Origin of the sequence: Flavihumibacter solisilvae (assembly GCF_000814475.1) — a bacterium.
In the GTDB taxonomy this organism is placed as follows: Bacteria; Bacteroidota; Bacteroidia; order Chitinophagales; family Chitinophagaceae; genus Flavihumibacter; species Flavihumibacter solisilvae.
The window spans coordinates 1-22,027 of the sequence record NZ_JSVC01000011.1 but is presented as its reverse complement, the minus strand read 5'-3'; the positions used below and the strand labels follow the sequence as shown (position 1 = coordinate 22,027).

The window sequence follows — 22,027 nt, the reverse complement described above, 5'->3', positions numbered from 1 at the left end:
AACATTGAGTTTACATTAAGGTAATATCAGGCTGGTAGCTTTGCACCCATGTTACGCGCACTGCTATTCATATTACTGGCCATTCCGGCACTGGTGAATGCCCAGCGCACCATTACCTGGAACGGAATGCAGGTAAATGCGCTCGATAAGCATGGGCGCAAACAGGGCGAATGGCTGTTCTTCGACAAACAGGGAAATGTGCAGATGCAGTGCCGTTTCCAGGCCGATAAGGTCGAAGGTCCGCGCGTATTCTACAACGGGGGTGATACTGTGCTCGTGCGTTTCCAGCCCGTAGACAGCCTCGAACATTTCATTTACTATTACAAAAACCAGCCTGTTAACGGCGTATTCGTTCAACAGGGAGATAATTTCAGGATCGAAGTGGATCACATCCCTGCCGGTTTTACGGATGAGGATCTGCGTGAGCTGAAAAACTGGTACGCCGTAAAGATCGACCCGGTTTACATGTTCGCGACGCAGCCGCTCATTGAATACTTCAGCGCGGCGTACTATAAATCCAGTACCATTCCCAACATGAATCATAACTTTGTGATCACCATCAATGCATCGGGCAAGGTGACCAATGTGGAATGGGGAGAAAAGGATGAGCTGTGGACGGCAAACATGGAAAGGGAGTTGTTCGGGATGATCTACAGCATGGGGCGCTGGCAGCCATTTTTTGATACCTGGCAAACAAAAGAAATAAAACTTACGATGTCATTGGGGGCAGACCTGAGCTCAATTACTGCACGATGACCATATTTACCAAGATTATCAACGGCGAAATCCCCTCTTACCGGATCGCCGAAAACGACAAGTTCTACGCTTTCCTCGACGTTTTTCCGATTGTACCCGGCCATGTACTGGTTGTTCCCAAAATGGAAGTGGACAAGTTCTACGATGTTCCGGACACTTATCTCTCCGAGATCCTGGTGTTTGCAAAACCTATCGCAAAAGCTATCGAACAGGCGTTTCCCTGCAAACGGGTAGGCTCAGCCGTAATCGGGCTCGAAGTGCCTCATGCCCACCTGCACCTGGTACCACTTCAGCAGACCGATGACCTGAACTTTACCCGCGGGAAAATGAAACAAAGTCCAGAAGAATTGAAAACAGCACAGGAAAAGATCCTTTCCTACTTATAGTCCTCGCACGCGTGAGGCATTTTGCTTGATAAAGCCTTCCCAGCCTTTCAGTTTGGTATTGGCGACCGGCAATGCGGAGCTTGTCTGGTAGTGATGGCAAATGGCTACTGCCAATGCATCCGAGGCATCAAGGTAGTCGGGGATTTCTGTAATGGTTACAATCCGTTGCAGCATCTGCCACACCTGTTCTTTATCTGCATTTCCATTGCCGGTGATGGATTGCTTAACTTTCTTGGGTGAGTATTCGCTTACTTCAAGACCGGCCTGGATGGCTGCGGCAATGGCAACACCCTGCGCCCTGCCGAGCTTCAGCATACTCTGCACGTTCTTTCCAAAGAAAGGTGCTTCAATGGCAAATGAAGTAGGCTGGAATTCGCGGATGAGTTCGCACACCCGCCGGTGAATCAGTTCAAGCCTGATGTGCTGGTCTTTTTTGGCATTCAGCTTGAGTACGTTCATGTGCAATAAGCTGATCTGCTGTCCGTTTACTGCTACAATTCCATAGCCCATCACGATGGTACCCGGATCTATTCCTAAAATTATTTTGGGGGCCTTTTGCGACAAGAGGTTATTTTTAATGGGGATGCTGCGTCACAAAAATATCAAAATCTTTCTCAACTACTGGTTGGGTCCCGTTATATTCATCTGGTTAATATGGTCGATCTATAACCAGGTCAGGAATCAGCCCGACCTCGCTTCTTCAGCAGAATCAATACTTTCGGCATTGAGCGGATCCGCTGCCTGGAAATTCTGGACCGTCATTGCCCTTATGTTCGTGAACTGGGGACTGGAAAGCATCAAATGGAAAGTATTGCATGAATCTTTTCATCATATGTCAAGGTTACGAGCGCTTAAGGCCGTGCTTGCCGGTGTGGCATTCGCCATCAACACACCCAACCGGATCGGGGAATACGGGGGAAGGGTCTTGTACCTGCCCGAAGGGAAAAGGCTGCAATCCGTTTCGCTCACCATCATTGGCAGTTACAGCCAGCTGATGATCACGATGCTGGCCGGAACAACCGGTATGTGGCTCCTGTATTCGGGAAGCCTGGCTGTTCATGTACCCGAAACCTGGGGATCTTTTGTGTTATGGATGCGGATCTTATGTATACTCCTTACAACCATCACGTTATTGTTGCTGTTAGTATACCTTCGCATCAGCTGGATGGTGAGACTCATCGAACGGCTGCCGGGAGTGGAAAAATGGGGGAAAGCTCTTATTGTGATCGATCATCTGCCGGTTACAATTTTGTTAAGAGTGTTGGGATGGTCTCTTCTCAGGTATGTTGTTTTTTTGTTTCAGTATATATTACTGTTGCAATGCTTTGGTGTAACGAATGACAGCTGGACCGCTTCATGGCTTATAAGTATCCAGTTTGTAGTCCTGGCAATCATTCCAACCATCGCGCTTGCCGAGGTGGGAATCAGGGGAAAGCTGGCATTAGAGTTGTTCGGCTGGATCAGTGCCAACCAGGTCGGAATTATCTCTGCAGCTGTATCCCTGTGGCTGGTAAACCTTGTAGTGCCGGCACTTATTGGAAGTCTGCTGATTATGCGGATTAAGATCTTTACTGACCGCGTACCACAAGAAAAATGACGAAATGAGAAGATTTTTTTTGGCTGTCATATGTACATTGCTGCTGTCTAAACGTCTCGATGCCGGAAGTGAATTCTGCGGCCTCCGGAACATCGCCTTCCAGAATGGGGAATCCATTACCATGAAAGTGTTTTACACGCTTGCCGGCATGTATATCGGTGCGGGCGAAGCAAATTTTCTCGTCTCACTTAAGAAACTCGACAACAAGACCGTTTACCATGTGATTGGTGATGGCAAAACTTACAGCTTCTACGACAGCTTCTTCAAGGTCCGCGACCGTTATGAATCCTTCATTGACACTGCATCCCTTCAACCTTACCGATTCATCAGGAACGTTTATGAAGGCGGCTACACGAAGTACCAGACCGTCAATTTCAATCATGCCACCAACCAGGCACATACCAACGATGGCGTCTTCAATGTTCCAAACTGTGTGCAGGATGTGGTAAGTTCCATGTATTATGCCCGCAACATCGATTTCAACAGGTACAAGCCAGGGGATAAGATCTACTTCAATATGTTCCTCGATAACGAAACTTATAACCTCTATATCCGGTACCTGGGTAAGGAGACCATCAAAACGAAGTATGGTAAGTTCCGCGCCATCAAATTCAAGCCGCTGCTCGTAAAGGGTACCATCTTCGAAGGCGGTGAGAAAATGGTCGTGTGGGTCAGCGACGATGCCAACAAGATCCCGCTCCGCGTCGAAAGTCCCATCAGTGTGGGCAGTGTGAAGGTGGACATGATGAGCTATCGCAATTTGAGGTACCCGTTGACTTCGTTGGTCGACGTGCGATAGGTCAAAGCTGGTGCGTTCTCATTTTCCAAACAGCCTTTCTGCATTCAGGTAAAAGATCTTCTCTTTTTGGGCGGAAGTAAGGAAGGAGAGTTGCTCTACTGATTTGACCGCCAGGTATATCGGGCCATTGTCGGAGCCGAACATGAGCCTGTCTTCGAGGCCGGCGTCGATGAACTTTTTCATAATAGTCGAAAACTCTCCTGCAGGAATGATCCGGGGATTATTCAGGACTGAGATATCCGCATATACATTGGGGTGAGCTTTCATGATCTCAATGCATTCATTGAGAAATGGTACACCGGCATGCATCAACCACACACGGAGGTTGGGAAATTTTGCAAGCGTTTGCTTCAACAGCAGCGGGTTGCCCATTTCCTCCTTGAAATCCGGGCACCCGTGATCAGGACCCGCACTTCCGGTATGAATGCCCACAGGCAGCCTGTATTTCTCTGCAATTGAGTAATAAGGATACATCGCACTGTCGGAACTTGAAATTCCATAGTACTGGCTTAGTACTTCGCCAATGAAGTGGACCCGTTTCTGCTTTACCTGTTCTTCCACCCACTTTGGATCCGGCCATTCCCTGCCATCTTCGAAACATGGCTGCAAGCTGTAGGGCACTTTCCCATTCGGGCAGGGAAGCATCAGTCCCTGTAATACTTTCAGTGATTTGTCGCTCTTATAGGTTTGCTGCATCGACCATGAAGTGCTGACCGCAATGGTTCGGACACCATTGGCTTTGAGCGCATCGAGCTGTTCCTGCTGCTTCGGGTCGCCATGCAGGTGGACATCAAAAATTTTATCCTGCTTTTGGGCAAAGGATGAATGTCCTAATAGCACGATGGTGGCTAAACAGGCAATGAGCTTCATGGTTGCTAACAGTTAAGGAAGACAAAATAACGGTTCCCCGGGATGTTTGCAACAACCTGCCTGCACTACAGAATTTCACTGAGGGCAAAACCCGGTTTGTTCCGGATACCCTTTTCCGTCAGTTCCAGTTCGCAGCACTCTATAGATGGATCGTGCTCAAAATAAAGGGTGTAGTTTTTTTCGTGCGCTTCCGTAAGGAATGACTTCTTTTCATGAAGCGTGGTAAGCGGGAACATATCATAGGCCATTACATATGGCAACGGGATATGCGCTGCAGAGGGAAGCAGGTCAGCCATGTAAACGATCGTACGACCGTTGTGGCGGATCTGCGGCAGCATCATGCTGTGTGTATGGCCATTGACAAATCTAAGGTCAATATTGTCGGAGAAATTGACCAGCGCAAGCGGTTTGTGCAGCATCAGGCTCTCGGCATCGCTACCTGTATGTGGTGCCGGCGAATCAATAAATTTCAACTGCCCGCTCTCTTTAATAGGAAGAATATTCTCTTTCAGGAACGACGCTTTCTCGCGGTCGTTCGGATGCACGGCCCAGTTCCAGTGACCTTCATTGCTCCAGTAAGTGGCATTCTTGAATGCCGGAACCAGCTTGTTGCCCTCGCGGATTATGCTTCCGCCGCAATGGTCGAAATGAAGATGCGTTAACAGTATATCAGTTATGTCATCACGATGAAAACCATGTGCGGCGAGGGATTTATCCAGTGTATCGTCGCCGTGAAGATGGTAATGCCCCATGAACTTAGCATCCTGCTTATCACCGATTCCGTTATCGATCAAAATCAGGCGTTTCCCGTCTTCGATCAGCAGGCTGCGCATTGCCCAGCTGCAAAGATTATTGCTGTCTGCCGGGTTCAGTTTATTCCAGATGCTTTTGGGCACTACGCCAAACATGGCGCCACCGTCAAGCTTGAAATACCCGGTATTAATTGTGTACAGTTGCATGGTGTTGTTCGTATACTTTCCTGGTATATAAGAGGGCAAGCAATCCGAGTACAAAGAATGTGCCCAGTGCAATGATCGAGTTGCGCATGCTGCCTGTCAGCTCTTCCAGGTACCCAAAGGTAAAGATGCCGATCACAATTGCGATCTTTTCCGTAACATCATAAAAGCTGAAGAAGGAAGTGGTGTCCTGGGTTTCCGGCAGCAGCTTCGAATAGGTACTGCGGCTCATGCTCTGGATTCCGCCCATAACCAGTCCCACCGCGCAGGCCAGCAGGTAAAACTGCGTTTGTGTCTGCACGTAATAACCTGCAATGCAGATCCCGATCCAGATGATCACGGAAAGCATGAGTACCCACAGGTTGCCAATCACCTTCGATAGCCGACTCAGGGCAATGGCGCCGACTACTGCCACGATCTGGATGAGGATAATGGTGATCAGCAACTTTGGTTCATCCTCGGGCTTCTGGAAGATCTCTTTCTTCGCAAATCCCGCTGCCACCAGCATTACGGTCTGCACGCCCATACTGTAAAGAAAGAAGGAGAGCAGGAATCTTTTCAGCGCCGGCATCTGCTTTACCTGGTTCCATACCAGCTTCAATTCATGGAACCCGTTCACCAGCACATGCTTCTTTGATTTCCTTTCTGCCTTGCTGCTCAGGGGCAATACCCGCAGCGTAAGTTGGGCGAAACCAAACCACCAGAGTCCGACCAGCAGGAATGAAAACCGTGGACCGATGGTCTTGAAATCTTCTCCTGCCGCGGCCCATGACAGCCACTCGGGGTTCAGGATCAGCACAAAGCAAATGATCTGCAGTAACACGCTGCCGATATAACCCAGCGCAAAGCCTTTCGCACTCACGCGGTCCTGGTCTTCCGGTGCTGCTATGTCGGGCAGGTAAGAATTATAAAACACAATGCTCGCCCAGTAACCCAGGGCTGCAATGGAAAACAGGATAATACCGAGCTCAATTTTTTCAGGTGTGAAGAAGAAGAGCCCCAGGCACGCTGCCGAACCCATGAAGCAAAACCACTTCAGGTATACTTTTTTGTTTCTCTTATAATCGGCAATGGACGACAGGATCGGGGAGGTGAGGGCTACGATCAGGAACACCACTGACAATGCATAATCCATCAATGCGGTGTTGACGAACTTCCTGCCAAAAAAATCAACCTGGTGGTCTGCCGATGCGGCACTCGTTACTCCTACATAATACGCGGGGAAGATAGTTGAAGTGATGACCAGGTTATATGCACTGTTTGCCCAGTCGTACATTGCCCAACCATTGATGACCTTCTTAGAAGAAGACTTCATGTTTTCAGATTAAAATAAAAAGTAAAAACCCAGGAGTGCGATCGCACTTCGACGAGAGGGCACGAAAAAACATCCCTATGACTTCACTATCCCAGTCAGAAACAATACTAATAAAAGTACGCCCGCAATTATCCTGTAATACCCAAACCACTTGAATCCATGTTTCTGCAGGAAGCCGATAAAGAATTTAATGGCGAGCAACGCAACCACAAAAGCCACAATATTGCCAACGATAAATGCGGTCATGTTTTCAGAGGAACTCAGCAACAGCTCATAGCCTTTTTGCGCCACCCCGGGTGTGGATTCCCAGTCTTTCAGCACGAGCGAATAACCAGTTGCTGCAGCCATGGTCGGCACAGCGAGGAAGAAAGAAAACTCGGCCGCCAGGTTTCTCGTAAGCTTCTGCTGCATTCCACCAATGATCGAGGACGCACTGCGGCTCACGCCGGGAATCATGGCCAGGCACTGCCAGATGCCGATCACGATCGCCTTAGGGAAACTGATCTCTTCTTCCCTGTTTATTTCCGGGCGCTTGAAAGCGCGGTCGATAAATACCAGCACGAACCCGCCCACAAGCAGCGAAATGGCAACGGTAAGCGGACTTTCCAGCATTGCGTCCACCTGGTCGGAAAATAAGTATCCCAGAACAAGTGCCGGTAAAACGGCAGCAGCCAGCTTCACATAGAACATCCAGCTTTTGAAGTCGGTAAACTTTTTCCAGTAAAGTACCACAACGGCCATGATGGCGCCGAGCTGGATCGCAACTTCAAACAGCTTGGTGAATTCTTCCTTATGAATACCGAGCAAAGTGCTTGCAATGATCATATGTCCGGTCGAGGATACGGGCAGGAATTCCGTCAATCCTTCCACAATTGCCACGATAATGGCGTCAATAATGCTCATGTGCTGGCGATCAGGATTTCGGCTTTTTGAAGATAGCCACAACCTCGATTGCCAGTCCGGCAATGATCAGGATCGGAGCGATGGTGATGCGTGATGTACTGTATACTTCTTTCTGGTCAAACACATTCGGGTCACTGCCTTTTCCGCCGCTCAATACCAGCATACCCAGCACAATTACAATTATGCCCGCGATCATCCAGATGAAATTCTCTTTTCCGAACAGCTTTTCTGAGGTATGCGCTAATACGGGTTTGGTCTCTTTTTTAGTCATGGTAAAAAGTCAAAAGTCAAAATTATTAAGTCAAAATTCCAGGCGAAACATCCGCTCCTAGTACAGGTCGTCGAGTTTCATTTTAAGGTATTTCACTACGCTGCGATGCGTGCTCAGCAGCGAGATCAGGATTCCCAGTACGATGATTCCGCTGGCTAGCAGTATCATCCAGGTATTGTCACGGATCGCTTTAAGTTCCGGCAATTGCTTTTCGGCAAAAAATACCAGTGCCACTATTCCGGCAAGGGCAATGAGCCCGCTGAACAGACCATTAGCGACTGCCCTCACATCCATTGGCCTGGCGATAAAGCCACGCGTCGCACCCACCATCTGCATCGTTTTAATGAGGAAGCGGTTGCTGAACATGGCCAGCCTGATGGTATTGTCGATGAGCACGATCACAACCACGCAAAGCACAATGGCGATGATCAGCAATATCAGGCTGATCTGCTGCACGTTCTCATTCAGGTTGGTTACGAGCGACCGCGGATACTGCACATCGTTAACCGCGATGTTCGCTTCCAGGTCCTTTTCTATGGTGGCCAGGCTGTCGACATGCACATACTGGTTCCTTAATTTGAAATCGATACTCGCCGGCAGCGGGTTCGCATCCAGGATATTCTTCCAGTCATCGTTGCCGTCAGCCATGAATTTCTCCTTTGCCTGATCCTTGGTCACATATTCATACTCCCGAACGTACGGCTTGTTGGCGATATATTGAACGAGAAAAACACTGTCTTTCGGACTGATATTCTCCCTGAGATAAACCCTTACTTCCACATTTTCCTTGAAATACTGGCCCAGTTTGTTGGCGTTGATCACGATCCAGCCCAGCAGTCCCAGGATGAAGAGCACGAGGGAAACGCCCAGGATGGACATGAAATAAGAAGGCTGTGAACGTTTGGCGGATGATTTTCCGATTTGCGTCATTATATCGATTTTCAGTGGGTTAGTACTGTGGCAATACGGACAAAAATAGCAGTTTTAGCCTTTCAGTTTGTATTTTTGTCCCCCATAAAACGATTGTTATCAGCTGTTTCACATTTCATGTATAGCAAAAGGTTACAATATAATTAAAACACCCAATGGAGTATAGTTTCAGGCAGATCGAAAAGAAATGGCAGGAACATTGGAAAAAGACCAATGCCTATAAGGTATCGAACGACTCAACCAAACCAAAATGTTATGTGCTCGACATGTTTCCCTACCCCAGTGGTGCGGGACTGCATGTAGGCCATCCGCTCGGCTATATAGCCAGTGATATCTACAGCCGGTTCAGGCGCCTTAAGGGTTTCAATGTGTTGCACCCGATGGGTTATGATGCATTCGGCCTTCCCGCTGAACAATATGCAATAGAACATGGTGTGCATCCCGCGGTTAGTACGGAACAGAATATTGCCACTTTCCGCAGGCAGCTCGACAATATTGGTTTCAGCTTCGACTGGGACCGCGAAGTCCGCACAAGCGATCCCAAATATTATAAATGGACCCAATGGATCTTCCTCCAGCTGTTCCGCTCGTTTTTTAACCGGCATACCGGTAAGGCGGAACCGATTTCCGGGCTGGTTGCAACCTTTGAAAAGGAAGGAAACAGTTCGCATATCTGTCCCGGCAACCCCACCCTGAAGTTTTCAGCCGGGGAGTGGTCAGCTTTCGACAAGAAGCGAAAAGAAGACATCCTGATGGACTACCGCCTGACCTATTGCGGTTTCGGCGAAGTGAACTGGTGCGAAGCGCTGGGAACGGTACTCGCCAACGATGAAGTGGTGAATGGCGTGAGTGAAAGGGGCGGATTCCCGGTAGTGAAGAAGAAACTGCGGCAGTGGTACCTGCGCATCACGGAATATGCCGACCGCCTTCTCGAAGGTTTGGAAAAGGTTGAGTTCAGCGATTCGATGAAGGAAATGCAGACCAACTGGATCGGCAAGAGCCATGGCGCGGAAATGGATTTCAAAGTAAAAAGTGAGAAGGGAATTGTAAAGAACCTCCGCGTATATACCACCCGGCCGGATACGATTTTCGGCGTGGATTTTATGGTAATTGCTCCCGAGCTCGAGATCGTGGAAGACCTGAAGAGCGCGGAGCACGGTCCGGCGGTGGACGCCTACCTCGAATACGTGAAGAGCAGGAGCGAACGCGAAAGGATGGCGGAAAAGAAGATAAGCGGGGTGTTTACCGGGGCTTACGCGTTGAATCCTTTCAGCGGCAGGGAGATCCCGATCTGGACCTCCGAATATGTGCTGGCTGGCTATGGCACCGGCGCCATCATGGCCGTTCCCTGCGGCGATGAACGCGATCATAAGTTTGCCGAACACTTTGGCATCCCCATTACCAATATCATCGGCTCCCATTATAACGGCTCAGAAGCCAACTCCACCAAGGATGCGATCCTGGAACACAGCGACTTCCTGAACGGCATGCCTATGCGCAAGGCCATGGATGTTGTTGTGGATAAGATCGAAGCTGACGGAACTGGAAAGCGGAAGGTCAACTATAAAATGCGCGATGCGGCGTTCAGTCGCCAGCGTTACTGGGGTGAACCGATCCCGGTAAAATGGCAGGATGGCGTTGCTGAACCGCTGGCCGACGGAGACCTGCCGCTGGAGCTTCCGTTTGTAGAAAGCTACCGTCCCGGTCCGGAAGGGGAGGGACCGCTTTCAAATATCCCGGAATGGGTTGCCCGCGAACTGGAAACGAACACGATGCCTGGCTATGCCGGCTCGTCCTGGTATTTCCTGCGGTATATGGACCCGCATAATGAAACCGCTTTCTGCGACCGTAAGGCGAGCGATTACTGGGGACAGGTAGACCTTTATATCGGTGGAACCGAACACGCGGTAGGACACTTGCTTTACAGCCGGATGTGGACCAAAGTGCTCTTTGATCTCGGCCATATCGGTCACGATGAACCGTACCGTAAGCTGGTGAACCAGGGCATGATCCAGGGCAGCAGCAGGTTCGTGTACCGGATCACCGGCACCAACACTTTTGTGTCGAAAGGACTGGCCCAGGCGGATGAAACCTACGAAGGTCAAAAACTCGACAAACTGCATGTGGACGTCAATATCGTTGACGGCTATGAGCTCGATATCACAGCCTTCCGTGCGTGGAGGCCCGATTATAATACTGCGGAGTTCATTCTCGAAGACGATAAATATCTCTGCGGAAGCGAAGTGGAAAAGATGTCGAAGTCGAAGTTCAATACCGTGAACCCCGACCATATTGTCGACAGGTATGGCGCCGACACTTTCCGGATGTACGAGATGTTCCTCGGCCCCGTAGAGCTCAGCAAGCCCTGGGATACGAAAGGAATTGAAGGCGTGCACCGTTTCCTCAAGAAGATGTGGCGCCTGTTCGTGGATGAGCAGAAGGGATCGATTGTAACCAATGACGCACCGACGCCAGAAGAACTGAAAGTACTTCACCGCGCCGTCCGCAAGATCGAAGAGGATACCGAGCGGTTCTCGTTCAATACGGGCGTGAGTTCGTTTATGATCTGTGTAAATGAGCTTACGGATCTCAAGTGCCATAAGAAGGCGATCCTGGAGCAGGTGCTGATCCTGATCACACCCTATGCCCCGCATATCAGCGAGGAGCTCTGGCAGCTGGTCGGCAATTCCGGGAGTATCCTGGATGCGGCTTTCCCTGTCTTCGAAGAGAAGTATGTGAAAGAGTCATCCAAGACCTATCCGGTAGCTATAAACGGCAAAACGCGGGCTGAGATCAACATTGCGCTGGACGCAACCCAGCAGCAGGTGGAAGAAATTGTGCTGGCCGACGTTGCCATTGCAAAGTGGCTTGAAGGGAAATCGCCCAAGAAGGTGATCTATGTGAAGAATAAGATGATTAACCTGGTGGTATAAACGCCCAAAAACCGTCGAAATCTCCCGATTATCGACGGTTTTGTCATTATTATCGAAGAGATTTCTGAGTGGGGAATAGATTTTACAACTTTGATTCAGCAAACAGGAAATGTCCAATCCTAAGTCCAGAAAAAACCTGAATCCCTTGAAAACCCGCTTATCCAACATCCTTCGAAATATCGGAACCTTAACCGGGCCTTTATCCTAGAAGTTGAGTCCTATCCATGAAAAGCGCAAAGTTTCAGCAGATCGAGGAAGTCTATATCCATTGAAATCAGAGATCGGATCGTCCCGGAAGAAATTTAGTCCTGCCCTTGAGGCGGGACTTTTTTTGCCATTACCGGTCAGGGGTAGTATTTAATCTGCCACCATCCCGGCATTATGGGCGCCAGTTCACCAACAATTTTCACCTCAACCGGAAGTCCCCGCTCATTATACTTGTAATCGCAATCGTAGGTTTTAACTGTCCCGGGAACTATATTGGTGGGGTTGTCTACAATTATTTTTACCGCGTTATTTGCCGACAATGCTACTTCCGGGATGCGTACGATAGGCACTCCGATCATCCGGTAAATTTCAGCATGGGGGTTGGGGTGGGAATCGTATTGGTAGTGATAGTTATATTCGCCGTACATCCATTTGTTGTGTGTGTCGTCATAGTAGTGCTTGGTGGTGTACCTCATCTCGGCAACATTCCCCGACGAATCATACACAAACTTCCTGGTCTCAAAGTGGTTTCCGTAAGCATCATTGCTCCAGATGGAGTCCAGCCGGTTGTTTTTATAGATATATATGCCGAGGTTGTAGTTAGTCCTGAAGAAAGGCTTGATCTTCCTCGCAGTGTCCTCATAGATCTGGATGGTATCCAGTTTAAAATATTTCGGGTGGTCGCCCTCCCAGGTGAATGAAATCCGCTCGTAGCCGCCCGGCCGTTCCGTTCTCATTCCCGTCAATTTTCCTCCTGCGTCATAAAACAATTTGTAACCGGACAAACTGTCGACGCGGTTATCCTTATACGTGATCCAGCCTAACAATCCGCTTTGCAAAGGTCCCTTTCCGCTTGGGGGTTCCTGGGGAGGAGGTATTGGATTGGGTTCAGAGTTGTCTTTCTGGCACGAAATGATCAAAATTGATAGTATCGCAGGGATCAGGAGTTTTTTCATAGGAGGAGGATTACTTTTTACTTTCTCAGGATTTTTTCCATTGCTTTTCCTTTGGCCAGTTCATCAATCAGTTTATCCATATAACGGATCTTCTGCATAAGCTTGTCTTCGATCTCTTCCACTCGATAGCCACAGATTACCCCGGTAATTTTTGAAACGTTGGGATTCAATTCCGGTGCCTGGGCGAAGAACGATTCAAGATCAGTTTTATTGTCGATTTGTTTTTGCAATGATTGTTTGTCGTAACCAGTCAGCCAACAGAGAACTTCATCTACTTCTTCTTTGGTCCGTCCTTTTTTCTCCACTTTTTGTATGTATAGCGGGTAGACACTGGCAAAAATTATCCTGAATACTCTTGCATTATCCATATTAGTTTCATTTTGCTATGTAACAGTATTGAGAATTGTCTGCTCGGCGTAACAAACAGTATCCTCTATGATAACCGGGATTTCAATGGCAAGCGTTGTACCCTCGCCTGGGCGGCTGAATATCTGGAATTTCCCGTTCAAGGTTTCCACCCTCGATTGCATGTTAGTTATCCCGATGCCCGAACTTTTCTCTAAAGGATCAAATCCAACGCCATTATCCTCGATAACGAAATATAAGATGGAGCCTTCTTCCCTTAATGTAAGCCTCACTTCATCGGCTTTGGCATATTTGATAATATTGGTAAACTGTTCCTGTGTAATGCGGTAAAGGGTCAGGTGCAGCTCGTTTTCCATTTCCGCAAAGGAAAGCCCGGACAGGTATACGATTGCATCAACCTGGCCTGCCGACCGCAATGATTCCACGAGATCGTTCAGGGTCTCTTTGAAATTTATTTTACCCAATGAAGGCGCTGACAGCTGCTTGGAGAGATCGCGGATTTCATCAATAGTGCCGCTTAATAGCGAGACGCATTTTGATAATATTTCGCTGGAAGCCACCCTTTGATCCTTCACAAGTTCAATATAGAGTTTAACGGTGGTGAGTACCTGGTTCACATTATCGTGAAGTTCACGACTCACCTTCGCCCGCTCACTTTCCTGGCCGCGGATGGCTGCAGAAGTGATCTGGCGGCTTTTGAGTTCACGTTCTTTGTCCAGCTTCTTTTGTAAGGATACTTTTTCCGTGATATCATTTGCTATGCCCAGTATTCTCATGGGTTCTCCTGACTGGGCAGGAATGGGGATTACCCGGATCTCACCATATTTGATCCCCGAAGGATGAAGGGCTTCTTCTACATAATCAATAATTTTCCCTGATTGTAAAGCTTCATTGTATTTTTCTCTCACCAGGTCATGGGAGGCTTCGGGCATGATCTTTTCGATCGGCTGGCCTTCAACCTGTTCCCGGCTCCAGCCGGTTACTTTCGTGAAGGCAGTGTTGATGGTCTCGAACCGAAAACTGTTCGGCCCCTCCACGCGGATCAGCCACATCGGGTCTATCGCACTATTGAACGCAAGTGAAAGTTGGTGTTCGCTGTATAACCCCATTTATTAGTCTATAATCAACAAAGCTAATTTATTCCACTTGTCGAATTCAAAATGGGGCGATTACGCATCCCTGTATTTCAGGATAACACCGCCCGTTGAAAGTGGTTGCGTGGAAATAAGTGCAAGGTTTTTCCGGACCCCGTTGTTCCGGAACAGCGGTCGGCCACTGCCCAGGATAACCGGCGCTATCCCGATCCGGTATTCGTCAAACAGGTTTTCGTTAATAAAGGTCTCTGACAGGTTTGCGCTGCCGAAGACATACATATCCCCGTTACCCTGGGTCTTCAGGTTTGAAATTTCCTCGGCCGCATTCCCCTGGACCAAAGTAGAATTGTTCCAATCAACAGATTTCAATGTCCGGGAAAAGACAAGTTTTGGAATCTTATTCATGAGCTCTGCAATCTCACCTTTCTCAGCTTTCCAGTAAGCGGCCATTCCTTCGTAAGTATGTCGCCCAAAGACCAGGAAGTCTGCAGCTACCAATTGTTCAATGCTGAGTTTTTCAGTTTCTTGTCCCCAGATGTTTTCGTGGAAGGATAAATCCCAGCTTGTGTCGCCTTCAAAATAGCCATCAAGCGTGATGACGTTCCACATAATTAGTTTTCTCATTGATATACGTTTTTATTGTGAAGCTCCATCCACCTGGTCGGGTCGGCAATGTCCGTCCAACCGAACTGGCGGTACAGTCCGTGTGCATCGCCGGTAAGCAGGATCCATCTTCTCAAACCCTGAAGATCGGGGTAGCTCATAATGGTTTCCATTAACCATTTCGATAGACCATTGCCCCGGTATTCTTCCAGGATATACACATCGCCGAGGTAGGCGATCGTTGAAAAATCAGTTATGATTCTTGCAAGACCTATTTGCTTTTCGTCCTTATATACGCCAAAGCAGAGTGAGTTTTGCAGGGCGACCTGCACTTTGTCTTTCGGGATATTAAGGCACCAGTATGCTTTGGTCGACAGAAATTCGTGAATGGCGTCTAAGTCTAACTTTGATTTGTCAGTTGAGATGCAGAATTCATTTTTGTAGGTCGTCATTGCTCTATAATTTTTTGCACAAAGTCCAGCCATTGCGGGTCCGGAATAGTTTTATCAATGTAATAATCCGGCATTATTCCTTTACCGTCTATGGCCATGTCAGGGATCCTGTTGCTCTTTGATATACAATAACCCAAATTAAATTCGTTGCTGGGAGAATTGACAAAATTCATATTGGAAATATCAAGAACTCCCATTGTAGTAACACCGTAAAGTTTTACTTTTTTACTTTGTTTTGCTGCAAGTAGAAATTGTTCCGCGGTACTGCCATTAATTTGATTGATTATTATGGCTATGTTTTTAGGATTTGGCAAAACTGCATCCAGCGTTTGAATTTCTACTGTTTTATCACCGCCCAGGTTTACAAATTTGCCCAGGTTAGCGTTGAGTACTGCCAATACTTCATTTACTTCCTTCCTGCTTTTTTCAGAGAGATCCGGTAATGATAAGTACCGTTCCATTCTTTTGTTATTCAAAGGAGTGGAAAGAAGTTCCATATTGATGATGCGGATTGGGTTCGTATAAAGATAGGGTATGATCTTTTCGTAGCTGACATCATCGCCGCCGCCATTGTTCCTGATGTCGATAATTAAGTTTTCTGTGGCCTTGATTAATTTGTCGTTTGATCCAAGCAGTGTATCTATCAGGCTTTTTTGCTGACCATTAAATGAGGGAATCCGGAGTAGCAGGGTTTTGTCAGACAGCTTGTGAATAAACGGGTTATCTGCCCTTATTTCTTTTGCATAGAAAGCAATAGATTCTTCATCTTTTAACTCGGGATAGACTCTTGCTAAATAGAAGCTTCCGAGTCGCAAAGTATTTTTGCCGATAAAGTCGGATTTTTCGAATTTATAGGGTGAGAAATCGCCCATATAGTATACGCCGGAACCACTTTTGTCGATAGTGAACTTGACATAGTTGGGTTTCCATGCGGGGTTAGACGATTTGAGAATTACGCCGGAATATTTATTATTCTCCCTGACAATGCCTATCGTATAAGCCCCGGTTTGCCAGATCCCTTCAAAGGGATCAGTAGTATTAAGTGAGGTGTTTTTTATTTGTTCTTCGGTTACGGAAATGGAATGCCAACTGCTTTCACCTTTGTTATTGGTTTCCGCTCCGTTATTTATTGGCGTTATTGAAAAGTGCGCTTTTCGGAAAAAGAGAAGCCAGTCCTGCATGACCTGTGCGCATTCGTCTTTGGTGGTTGCCTTCCTGGTTTTTTGGAGAATATTGGTATTGTGTTTTTCATATGCTTCTTTGGATTTTTGTTGAAGTCCATACTCAAAACCAGCATCATTCTTTTCGAAAGTGTCTTTCAGCCATTTAAAATTCTCCTCGCAGTTGCATTTGTTTTGTTGGGCGTGTGAGTATGATGGGAATATTAGAATGATCCATATAACGAGGAATCTGTAGTTCATGGCAGTTGGCTGTTTTGGGTGTATGCAATGGTACATCTATCCATTGGCGCTGCCAAATCCTGGCAGGCATCATAATTGGACTACGGTTAATGGCGATTTATTCTTTCTTGCATTTGAAGTCAAGCCATAGTTTATCAAGGTCTGACCAGGTTTTGTGAGTAAGTGGTTGGGGTGACAATTCGTGGAAAATGAAAGTTTTGTCCTGTCCCTCGCAGGCTTTTACATGCACTTTGGAATTTAAAACCATCGGCTTTTGTGTCATGTAATCGGTCATCTTAATTGTTCCGGTATAGGTATTTAAGTCGCCTGGCTCCGTAGATATTTCTTTAAAGGAGGTAACTACAGGTGCTATTTTTTCGGCTGGAATACTTCGGCCATTTATTCCCACCAACCCGGTATAATAGGCTTTTAAGTTGTCGCCGATTATTTTCGGGTCAACCTTTATTTTCCCTTCGAGAAACCACAGAAATGCGTAGCTCCAGTATTCATCACTTGTTTTATTTCCCCAGCCCGGCGAAAAGCGGATATCTTCCACGCCTTTGTGGGGAATTTGAGGGGCGAAACTGATCGGGATAGTAAATCGTTCAATACTCCAGTTTTGGGGAATCCGTAAATCGTATGGGGCTTCCCACTTGTGGCCATCGAACTCATTCTTTACTTCCTGGGCATAAATGCCTGGAGTAAATAGTATTAACGCGAGTATTGCTAAGGTTCTCATGTCAAAGATTTGTTTCCGGATTGTTCGCCCATCCCATAAATTCTTCAAATACATCCATCCAATGTGATTCCCAGCGTTCTGTTTCGTTCGTTGGCACTTTGTTGAAGGAATGGTCATAGTCTGGATAAAGCCGGAAGGTCAGGTTGTTTTTATTGTGCCTGCTGAATTCAATTGGAATTATTAATGCGGATTCTACAGGAACAGAGATGTCTTTTGCTCCGAATGCTACAAATATCGGTACATCTATTTTTAGTAAATTCTCAACAGCAGGTTCTGAAAATTGACTCCATCGGCGATATGTATTGTCAAGCCATGACTTTGACGTTGAATTAGGGTCCGCTTCTATTTGTTTGATTTGGGCAAACAGAGAGTCCATTTTTTGCGCTGCTGTTTTTTCATCAATTTTTCCTTCACTTAGTTTCTTCCTGATAAACAATGCGAAGTCATAATATTGTGTTTGTCCTCCTCCCGCCCAAAATCCGATATGCGTTATTTTTTTGTTTAGGGTTCCCAGTTTGGCCACAACATCTGTTCCTTCAGAATGCCCGATAACTATTAATTTTTTAGGATTTTGGATTTGTTTCTTTACGATTTGATTTATCACCTCATTATATTGCCATACCCTGTAATCCAGTCCTTCATTTTCATAATAACATTCAGGAGTTTTAAACATTTCGACATCTGTCGAGAAGGGAAGGCACTTCTTTGAAACTACAACAAAGGCAAAGTTTCCAGGTATTTTGTCGGGATTGAAGGGGACCTGGCTCTGAATTGTTTCCGAGCCGTCTTCTTTAATAATTTTAAATAGAGGCTGAGCGCCTGAGCCTTGAATGAACAGGATAATTCCGTCAGTGTCCTTTAAGTCTTTTGCTGAATACACATGGTAGTTGATTGTATCATTCTTTTTATGGATTGAGTAGTGCTTATATTCTTCATACTTGGGATAGAATTGTCCAAATGTCAGTCGGGAGAAGAATATTGCAGCAATCAGGATTGTCAGTTTGAACTTCATTCTTGCGTGTCGGTTTTTACAGCTTGGAACATAGGTAGTAAAGCGTTACTGCTCCGGATCCGAAGGTTTTTGTCTTGATGAGGTTAAGGGTAGTCTTTTCGTTAATGTTTTTAAACAGCGCCAGGCCGCCTGCAGCTATAACCGGGTGAATACAAAGTTGGTATTCGTCTATTAATTTGAGATTTGCCAGGGATACGATCAAACCTGGACTGCAAGCGTAAATGTCTTTGCCTGGTTGTTGTTTCAGTTCCAGGACTGTTTCTTCGATGTCTTTGTTTGCCAGCTTTGCACTTGCCCAGTTTACATTTTTCAACGAGTGTGAAAAGACGATTTTTGGAACCTTATCTATTGCTACGGCAAATTCGTCCGTTGATTTATCGCCTGTTGGATTTGCCACTATAGCCGGCCAATAGTCTTCCATTAATAAGTATGTGGTCCTCCCATATAGAACGACGCCTGCCTCATTTAACATGTCGGCATAATACTGGTGAATTTCTTCATCAGGAGTTATTACCGTATGGTCGCAGAACCCATCAAGTGTCATGTTGATTGCGGCGATTACCTTTCTCATACTGTTTTGTTTAAAGTTTCGCAGGTTTGCTTTTCTGCCAGGCTGGCTACTTTACGTCCAGGTATCCCACCTGCTTAACCTCACTGATTTGGACAACAGGCTGAATGTTTGTATAATTTTTAAAATCACTGATCACGGCATCCCTGTTTTGAGCTATTGCTTTGTTGTATTCAGCAACATCTTTGATATAGAAATAGCCTATAGCCACAAAAGGGACTTTATCATTTGGAGATCTGCCGGCTATGCCTTTCGTGATTTCATAAAATTTCAAATTCTTGCCGAGGAATCCAGCGACCATAGGCATGTGCTTTTTTTCATAGTAGTCCATGTCAAAGGTTTTATCTTCTCCGTTCGGGTAGAGTATTGACACTTTAAACATGCCGATCTCTGTTGCAGATGAGTTTTTCGTTTGGCTGGATTTACAACTTGTCAAAGCTGTAAAGGCGAAGATTAGCAGGAAGAAATTTAATTTGGTAGCCATTTGGGTTATTTTTTATGTCCAATGTACAGGCACAGCATTCCCTCAGCTTAAATTTATTACAAAAGTTGATTGGTGCCCAATGAATTGCTGGCCGGTGCGGCAGGCCAGGAGGTGACGCTGGATTATTTCAGCTTTTTTCGCAGCCAGGCTCTTACGGGTTCATCGTACAGCTTTAAGCTGGCATATGCAAGAACGATAGTTCCTCCAAAGGTGAGCAGGGCATAGGGCCAGGCCTGGCATAATGTAATACCCTTATTATTGCTGATCCAAGCCACGTAGAAATAGACAAGCACATAATGGGTCATGTATAGGGGATAGGAGATGTCGCCGAGGAACTTGCAGATTTTAGCTTCTGTTTGACCGTGCACCACACCACTGGCACCGAAATAAATAATTAGCGGAAAAACAATGATGATACAGAGAGCTTCGTACAGGCCATTTATCCAGGGGTGTTCTGCACCGCCTATTCTTGGCATAAGCAAGACTGCAGCAACCAGCAGGCTGCACCATAAGAAGGCATTTTTGATATAGCGTGGCCTTGTTACCCGTGACAACAGCAATCCGGCAAAAAATGGAAATACCGTACGTGTTAACCCGGCACGCATATGTTCGGCATTGAGTGTCCAGCCCCCGGTAACGTCCCCATTTGGGTTAGTTAAAGCAAAATGAAGGAGCACTGCAGCTGCCAATACTACAAAGCAAGCCAGGGCCTTGTTAGATAGTTTCCTTAACCCAGCCGCGTATAGAATATTGGCTATATACTCGAAAAATAGTGACCAGCCGACACTATTGAGCGGATGCATTTCTTGCCAGCCACGGATATCCATGGAAAGTGGGATGGGCAAAATTGTATAGCCTATCAGCATAACGACAAACAGCTTCCAAACTGGCACAGTATGAATAAGCGGCCAGATAGTTGAATCGGTAAAGTAAAAACCTATGGCTCCGAGCGTCATGCCCAATACAACGAGTGGTTGCAGGCGTTCGAACCGGCGCCGGAGAAAGCCGCCGAAAGTGAATTTGTCCCACCTGTCGTCGTATGCATAGCCAATGACGTAGCCGGATAAGAGAAAGAAAAAATCAACTGCCAGGTAACCGTGATTTACAATATTGTCAAGGTGGTTGCTGGAAAGCGGTTCGGCAAGATGAAAAAATACCACGACAATAGCTGCTACACCCCGAAGTCCATCTAATATTTGAAAATGCGGCTTTGAGCCAATTTTGTTATTGTCCATTCTTTATTTCCATTTCCAGCCATCTTCTGCAATAATCGATAATCCTGCTATATTGGCCAGGCTGTTAATGAGTGAAGTTACATCCTGGTTAGCATTTGCTTAGCCTGCCTTTCTTTCTTGCCAGGCGGCCCTGATGTTTTCAATGCTTTTTTCTTTATTAATTGCGAGGAATGCTTCGATCTCAGCATATTTTTTAGAGTTACACTTCGGTCTATTTTCATACTTGCATTCGTAACAAGCAAAGCCACTGCCATTCAGGAAATTTTCAAGTAGTATTATAGCGGCTCTTGAATTACTTATATTAGGCAGATTGCACTCCGCCATATATGCACTGATGGGATTGTGATACATTATCCATAGGCCGCCATTTGTCGTGTCATCTTTAAATCCTAACAGCCATTTTGCGAAATTGAGATCTTGTTTGAAAAACTCCTTCTTGCTCTTCCAATAGGTTGCACTGTCGGCTTTAAATGCAGATTCTGTTGCAGGCATTCCCCATCCGTTCGGGTCATTGGTATTATTTTTAATATTTCGATAGTATAATACATATTCTAAACTTAATCCCTCTAAAATCTTTTTATAGTGTGTTTCTTTTGGTTCAATTTCCGTTAAGTTATTTTTTGAGGAATGATTATCAAGTGTGTTTCCCCCGCATGATAACAATACAGTTAGCAAACCGGTGAATATTAGTTTCATTTTCTTGCTATTTACAATTCTAAAATATTTTCTTTATTATATCCACGCAGGCAATCCCAACCCACATCGCTGATGGAAGAAAAACCCAGAAGATTGTAAAATAGAGCCCTGCTTTAAACATTTTAGATCCGTATGCCACGTTCCGTGGCAGGAAAATTTCTGTCAGCCATCCTAATGTATAGCCCATGTTGCATAAGACAGCGAATACCGGAATCAATATTGGCTCATAAAAATCTTCACCTGCTGACAAAACCGGCGAATAGAACGATTATGTTATACAGAAGCCTCCGGGTCTCCCAGTGGGTCTAAGTATTTCATTGCATCACTTTGTCATACAGGCTTTTTAATTGACTGTCACCGAAACCATAGATGCTTTCACGGCTCCAGAATTCTTTGAACACTTCAGTAAAATCTGTCGAGATATGTGTTATGATGTCTTCAATAACCTTTTCAGGTCTTCCTTTTGTACCATCTTTTGGAAAGCGGTCAACATGTGCCT

25 protein-coding genes are annotated in these 22,027 nt (G+C 46.3%); 5 read left to right on the top strand and 20 right to left on the bottom strand.

Annotation, left to right across the window (positions count from 1 at the left end; translation table 11 throughout):
* Positions 1 to 48: 48 nt before the first annotated feature.
* Entirely contained in the window at positions 49 to 756 is a 708-nt protein-coding gene (locus tag OI18_RS10425) for a toxin-antitoxin system YwqK family antitoxin (protein WP_039139703.1), read from the top strand.
* Entirely contained in the window at positions 753 to 1,142 is a 390-nt protein-coding gene (locus OI18_RS10420; RefSeq protein WP_039139701.1) for an HIT family protein, read from the top strand. The genes OI18_RS10425 and OI18_RS10420 overlap by 4 nt, the downstream gene beginning before the upstream one ends.
* On the opposite strand, the gene ruvC is transcribed toward OI18_RS10420, so the two are convergent.
* Positions 1,137 to 1,706: a crossover junction endodeoxyribonuclease RuvC gene (gene ruvC / locus OI18_RS10415; RefSeq protein WP_039139699.1), complete on the bottom strand. Its 570-nt coding sequence runs from the start codon at positions 1,704 to 1,706 to the stop codon at positions 1,137 to 1,139. The two genes, OI18_RS10420 and ruvC, sit on opposite strands and share 6 nt — an antisense overlap.
* Before the next feature lie 19 nt (positions 1,707 to 1,725).
* Here ruvC and OI18_RS10410 point away from each other — a divergent pair, with 19 nt between their 5' ends.
* Positions 1,726 to 2,739, top strand: coding sequence for a lysylphosphatidylglycerol synthase transmembrane domain-containing protein (locus OI18_RS10410; protein WP_160290217.1), 1,014 nt, complete (start codon positions 1,726 to 1,728; stop codon positions 2,737 to 2,739).
* A 4-nt stretch (positions 2,740 to 2,743) separates the two neighbouring features.
* Complete coding sequence (locus tag OI18_RS10405) at positions 2,744 to 3,538, top strand: DUF3108 domain-containing protein (RefSeq protein WP_039139695.1); 795 nt, start codon at positions 2,744 to 2,746, stop codon at positions 3,536 to 3,538.
* Positions 3,539 to 3,556: 18 nt separating this feature from the next.
* Here the strand turns inward: OI18_RS10405 and OI18_RS10400 are convergent, their stop codons facing one another.
* From OI18_RS10400 to OI18_RS10375, 6 genes are all read right to left on the bottom strand, one after another.
* On the bottom strand, positions 3,557 to 4,408 hold the full coding sequence (locus OI18_RS10400; protein ID WP_039139693.1) for an amidohydrolase family protein: 852 nt from the start codon (positions 4,406 to 4,408) through the stop codon (positions 3,557 to 3,559).
* A gap of 65 nt (positions 4,409 to 4,473) precedes the next feature.
* Positions 4,474 to 5,367 carry an MBL fold metallo-hydrolase gene (locus OI18_RS10395; RefSeq protein ID WP_039139691.1) on the bottom strand — a complete coding sequence of 298 codons (894 nt, stop codon included), beginning with the start codon at positions 5,365 to 5,367 and terminating at the stop codon, positions 4,474 to 4,476.
* A complete protein-coding gene (locus OI18_RS10390; protein ID WP_039139689.1) occupies positions 5,348 to 6,679 on the bottom strand; it encodes an MFS transporter in 1,332 nt (443 codons plus the stop codon). The genes OI18_RS10395 and OI18_RS10390 overlap by 20 nt, the downstream gene beginning before the upstream one ends.
* A 75-nt stretch (positions 6,680 to 6,754) precedes the next feature.
* On the bottom strand, positions 6,755 to 7,582 hold the full coding sequence (locus OI18_RS10385) for an undecaprenyl-diphosphate phosphatase (protein WP_039139687.1): 828 nt from the start codon (positions 7,580 to 7,582) through the stop codon (positions 6,755 to 6,757).
* Positions 7,583 to 7,592: 10 nt separating this feature from the next.
* Complete coding sequence (locus tag OI18_RS10380) at positions 7,593 to 7,853, bottom strand: DUF3098 domain-containing protein (RefSeq protein WP_039139684.1); 261 nt, start codon at positions 7,851 to 7,853, stop codon at positions 7,593 to 7,595.
* A 57-nt stretch (positions 7,854 to 7,910) separates the two neighbouring features.
* Positions 7,911 to 8,783, bottom strand: coding sequence for a cell division protein FtsX (locus OI18_RS10375; protein WP_039139682.1), 873 nt, complete (start codon positions 8,781 to 8,783; stop codon positions 7,911 to 7,913).
* 155 nt (positions 8,784 to 8,938) lie between these two features.
* On the opposite strand from OI18_RS10375, the gene leuS reads away from it, so the two are divergent.
* Entirely contained in the window at positions 8,939 to 11,716 is a 2,778-nt protein-coding gene (gene leuS, locus OI18_RS10370) for a leucine--tRNA ligase (protein ID WP_039139680.1), read from the top strand.
* Between the two features lie 344 nt (positions 11,717 to 12,060).
* Here leuS and OI18_RS10365 read toward each other — a convergent pair whose 3' ends face one another.
* The 13 genes from OI18_RS10365 to OI18_RS24685 form a co-directional block, all read right to left on the bottom strand.
* A complete protein-coding gene (locus OI18_RS10365) occupies positions 12,061 to 12,879 on the bottom strand; it encodes a hypothetical protein (protein WP_039139678.1) in 819 nt (272 codons plus the stop codon).
* 17 nt (positions 12,880 to 12,896) lie between these two features.
* Positions 12,897 to 13,247 carry a DUF2200 domain-containing protein gene (locus OI18_RS10360; protein ID WP_039139676.1) on the bottom strand — a complete coding sequence of 117 codons (351 nt, stop codon included), beginning with the start codon at positions 13,245 to 13,247 and terminating at the stop codon, positions 12,897 to 12,899.
* A 15-nt stretch (positions 13,248 to 13,262) separates the two neighbouring features.
* Entirely contained in the window at positions 13,263 to 14,354 is a 1,092-nt protein-coding gene (locus OI18_RS10355; protein ID WP_039139673.1) for a PAS domain-containing sensor histidine kinase, read from the bottom strand.
* A 60-nt stretch (positions 14,355 to 14,414) separates the two neighbouring features.
* On the bottom strand, positions 14,415 to 14,963 hold the full coding sequence (locus OI18_RS10350) for a dihydrofolate reductase family protein (protein ID WP_039139672.1): 549 nt from the start codon (positions 14,961 to 14,963) through the stop codon (positions 14,415 to 14,417).
* Positions 14,960 to 15,394, bottom strand: coding sequence for a GNAT family N-acetyltransferase (locus OI18_RS10345; protein ID WP_039139671.1), 435 nt, complete (start codon positions 15,392 to 15,394; stop codon positions 14,960 to 14,962). Before OI18_RS10345 ends, OI18_RS10350 begins: the two co-directional genes overlap by 4 nt.
* On the bottom strand, positions 15,391 to 16,815 hold the full coding sequence (locus OI18_RS10340; protein WP_039139669.1) for a S41 family peptidase: 1,425 nt from the start codon (positions 16,813 to 16,815) through the stop codon (positions 15,391 to 15,393). Before OI18_RS10340 ends, OI18_RS10345 begins: the two co-directional genes overlap by 4 nt.
* Positions 16,816 to 16,912: 97 nt before the next feature.
* The gene (locus OI18_RS10335; RefSeq protein ID WP_039139667.1) at positions 16,913 to 17,533 is read right to left on the bottom strand and encodes a hypothetical protein; all 621 of its coding nucleotides are present in this window, start codon (positions 17,531 to 17,533) and stop codon (positions 16,913 to 16,915) included.
* Between the two features lies 1 nt (position 17,534).
* Positions 17,535 to 18,545, bottom strand: coding sequence for a dienelactone hydrolase family protein (locus OI18_RS10330; protein ID WP_039139666.1), 1,011 nt, complete (start codon positions 18,543 to 18,545; stop codon positions 17,535 to 17,537).
* A 16-nt stretch (positions 18,546 to 18,561) separates the two neighbouring features.
* On the bottom strand, positions 18,562 to 19,116 hold the full coding sequence (locus tag OI18_RS10325; RefSeq protein ID WP_039139664.1) for a dihydrofolate reductase family protein: 555 nt from the start codon (positions 19,114 to 19,116) through the stop codon (positions 18,562 to 18,564).
* Positions 19,117 to 19,162: 46 nt separating this feature from the next.
* The gene (locus OI18_RS10320; protein WP_039139663.1) at positions 19,163 to 19,597 is read right to left on the bottom strand and encodes an EthD family reductase; all 435 of its coding nucleotides are present in this window, start codon (positions 19,595 to 19,597) and stop codon (positions 19,163 to 19,165) included.
* A 122-nt stretch (positions 19,598 to 19,719) separates the two neighbouring features.
* On the bottom strand, positions 19,720 to 20,832 hold the full coding sequence (locus tag OI18_RS10315; protein WP_039139662.1) for an acyltransferase family protein: 1,113 nt from the start codon (positions 20,830 to 20,832) through the stop codon (positions 19,720 to 19,722).
* 99 nt (positions 20,833 to 20,931) lie between these two features.
* Positions 20,932 to 21,528, bottom strand: a complete 597-nt coding sequence (locus OI18_RS10310) for a hypothetical protein (protein WP_039139661.1) — start codon at positions 21,526 to 21,528, stop codon at positions 20,932 to 20,934.
* Positions 21,529 to 21,842: 314 nt separating this feature from the next.
* A partial coding sequence (locus tag OI18_RS24685; RefSeq protein ID WP_039139660.1) for a hypothetical protein occupies positions 21,843 to 22,027 on the bottom strand: 185 nt, incomplete at its 5' end.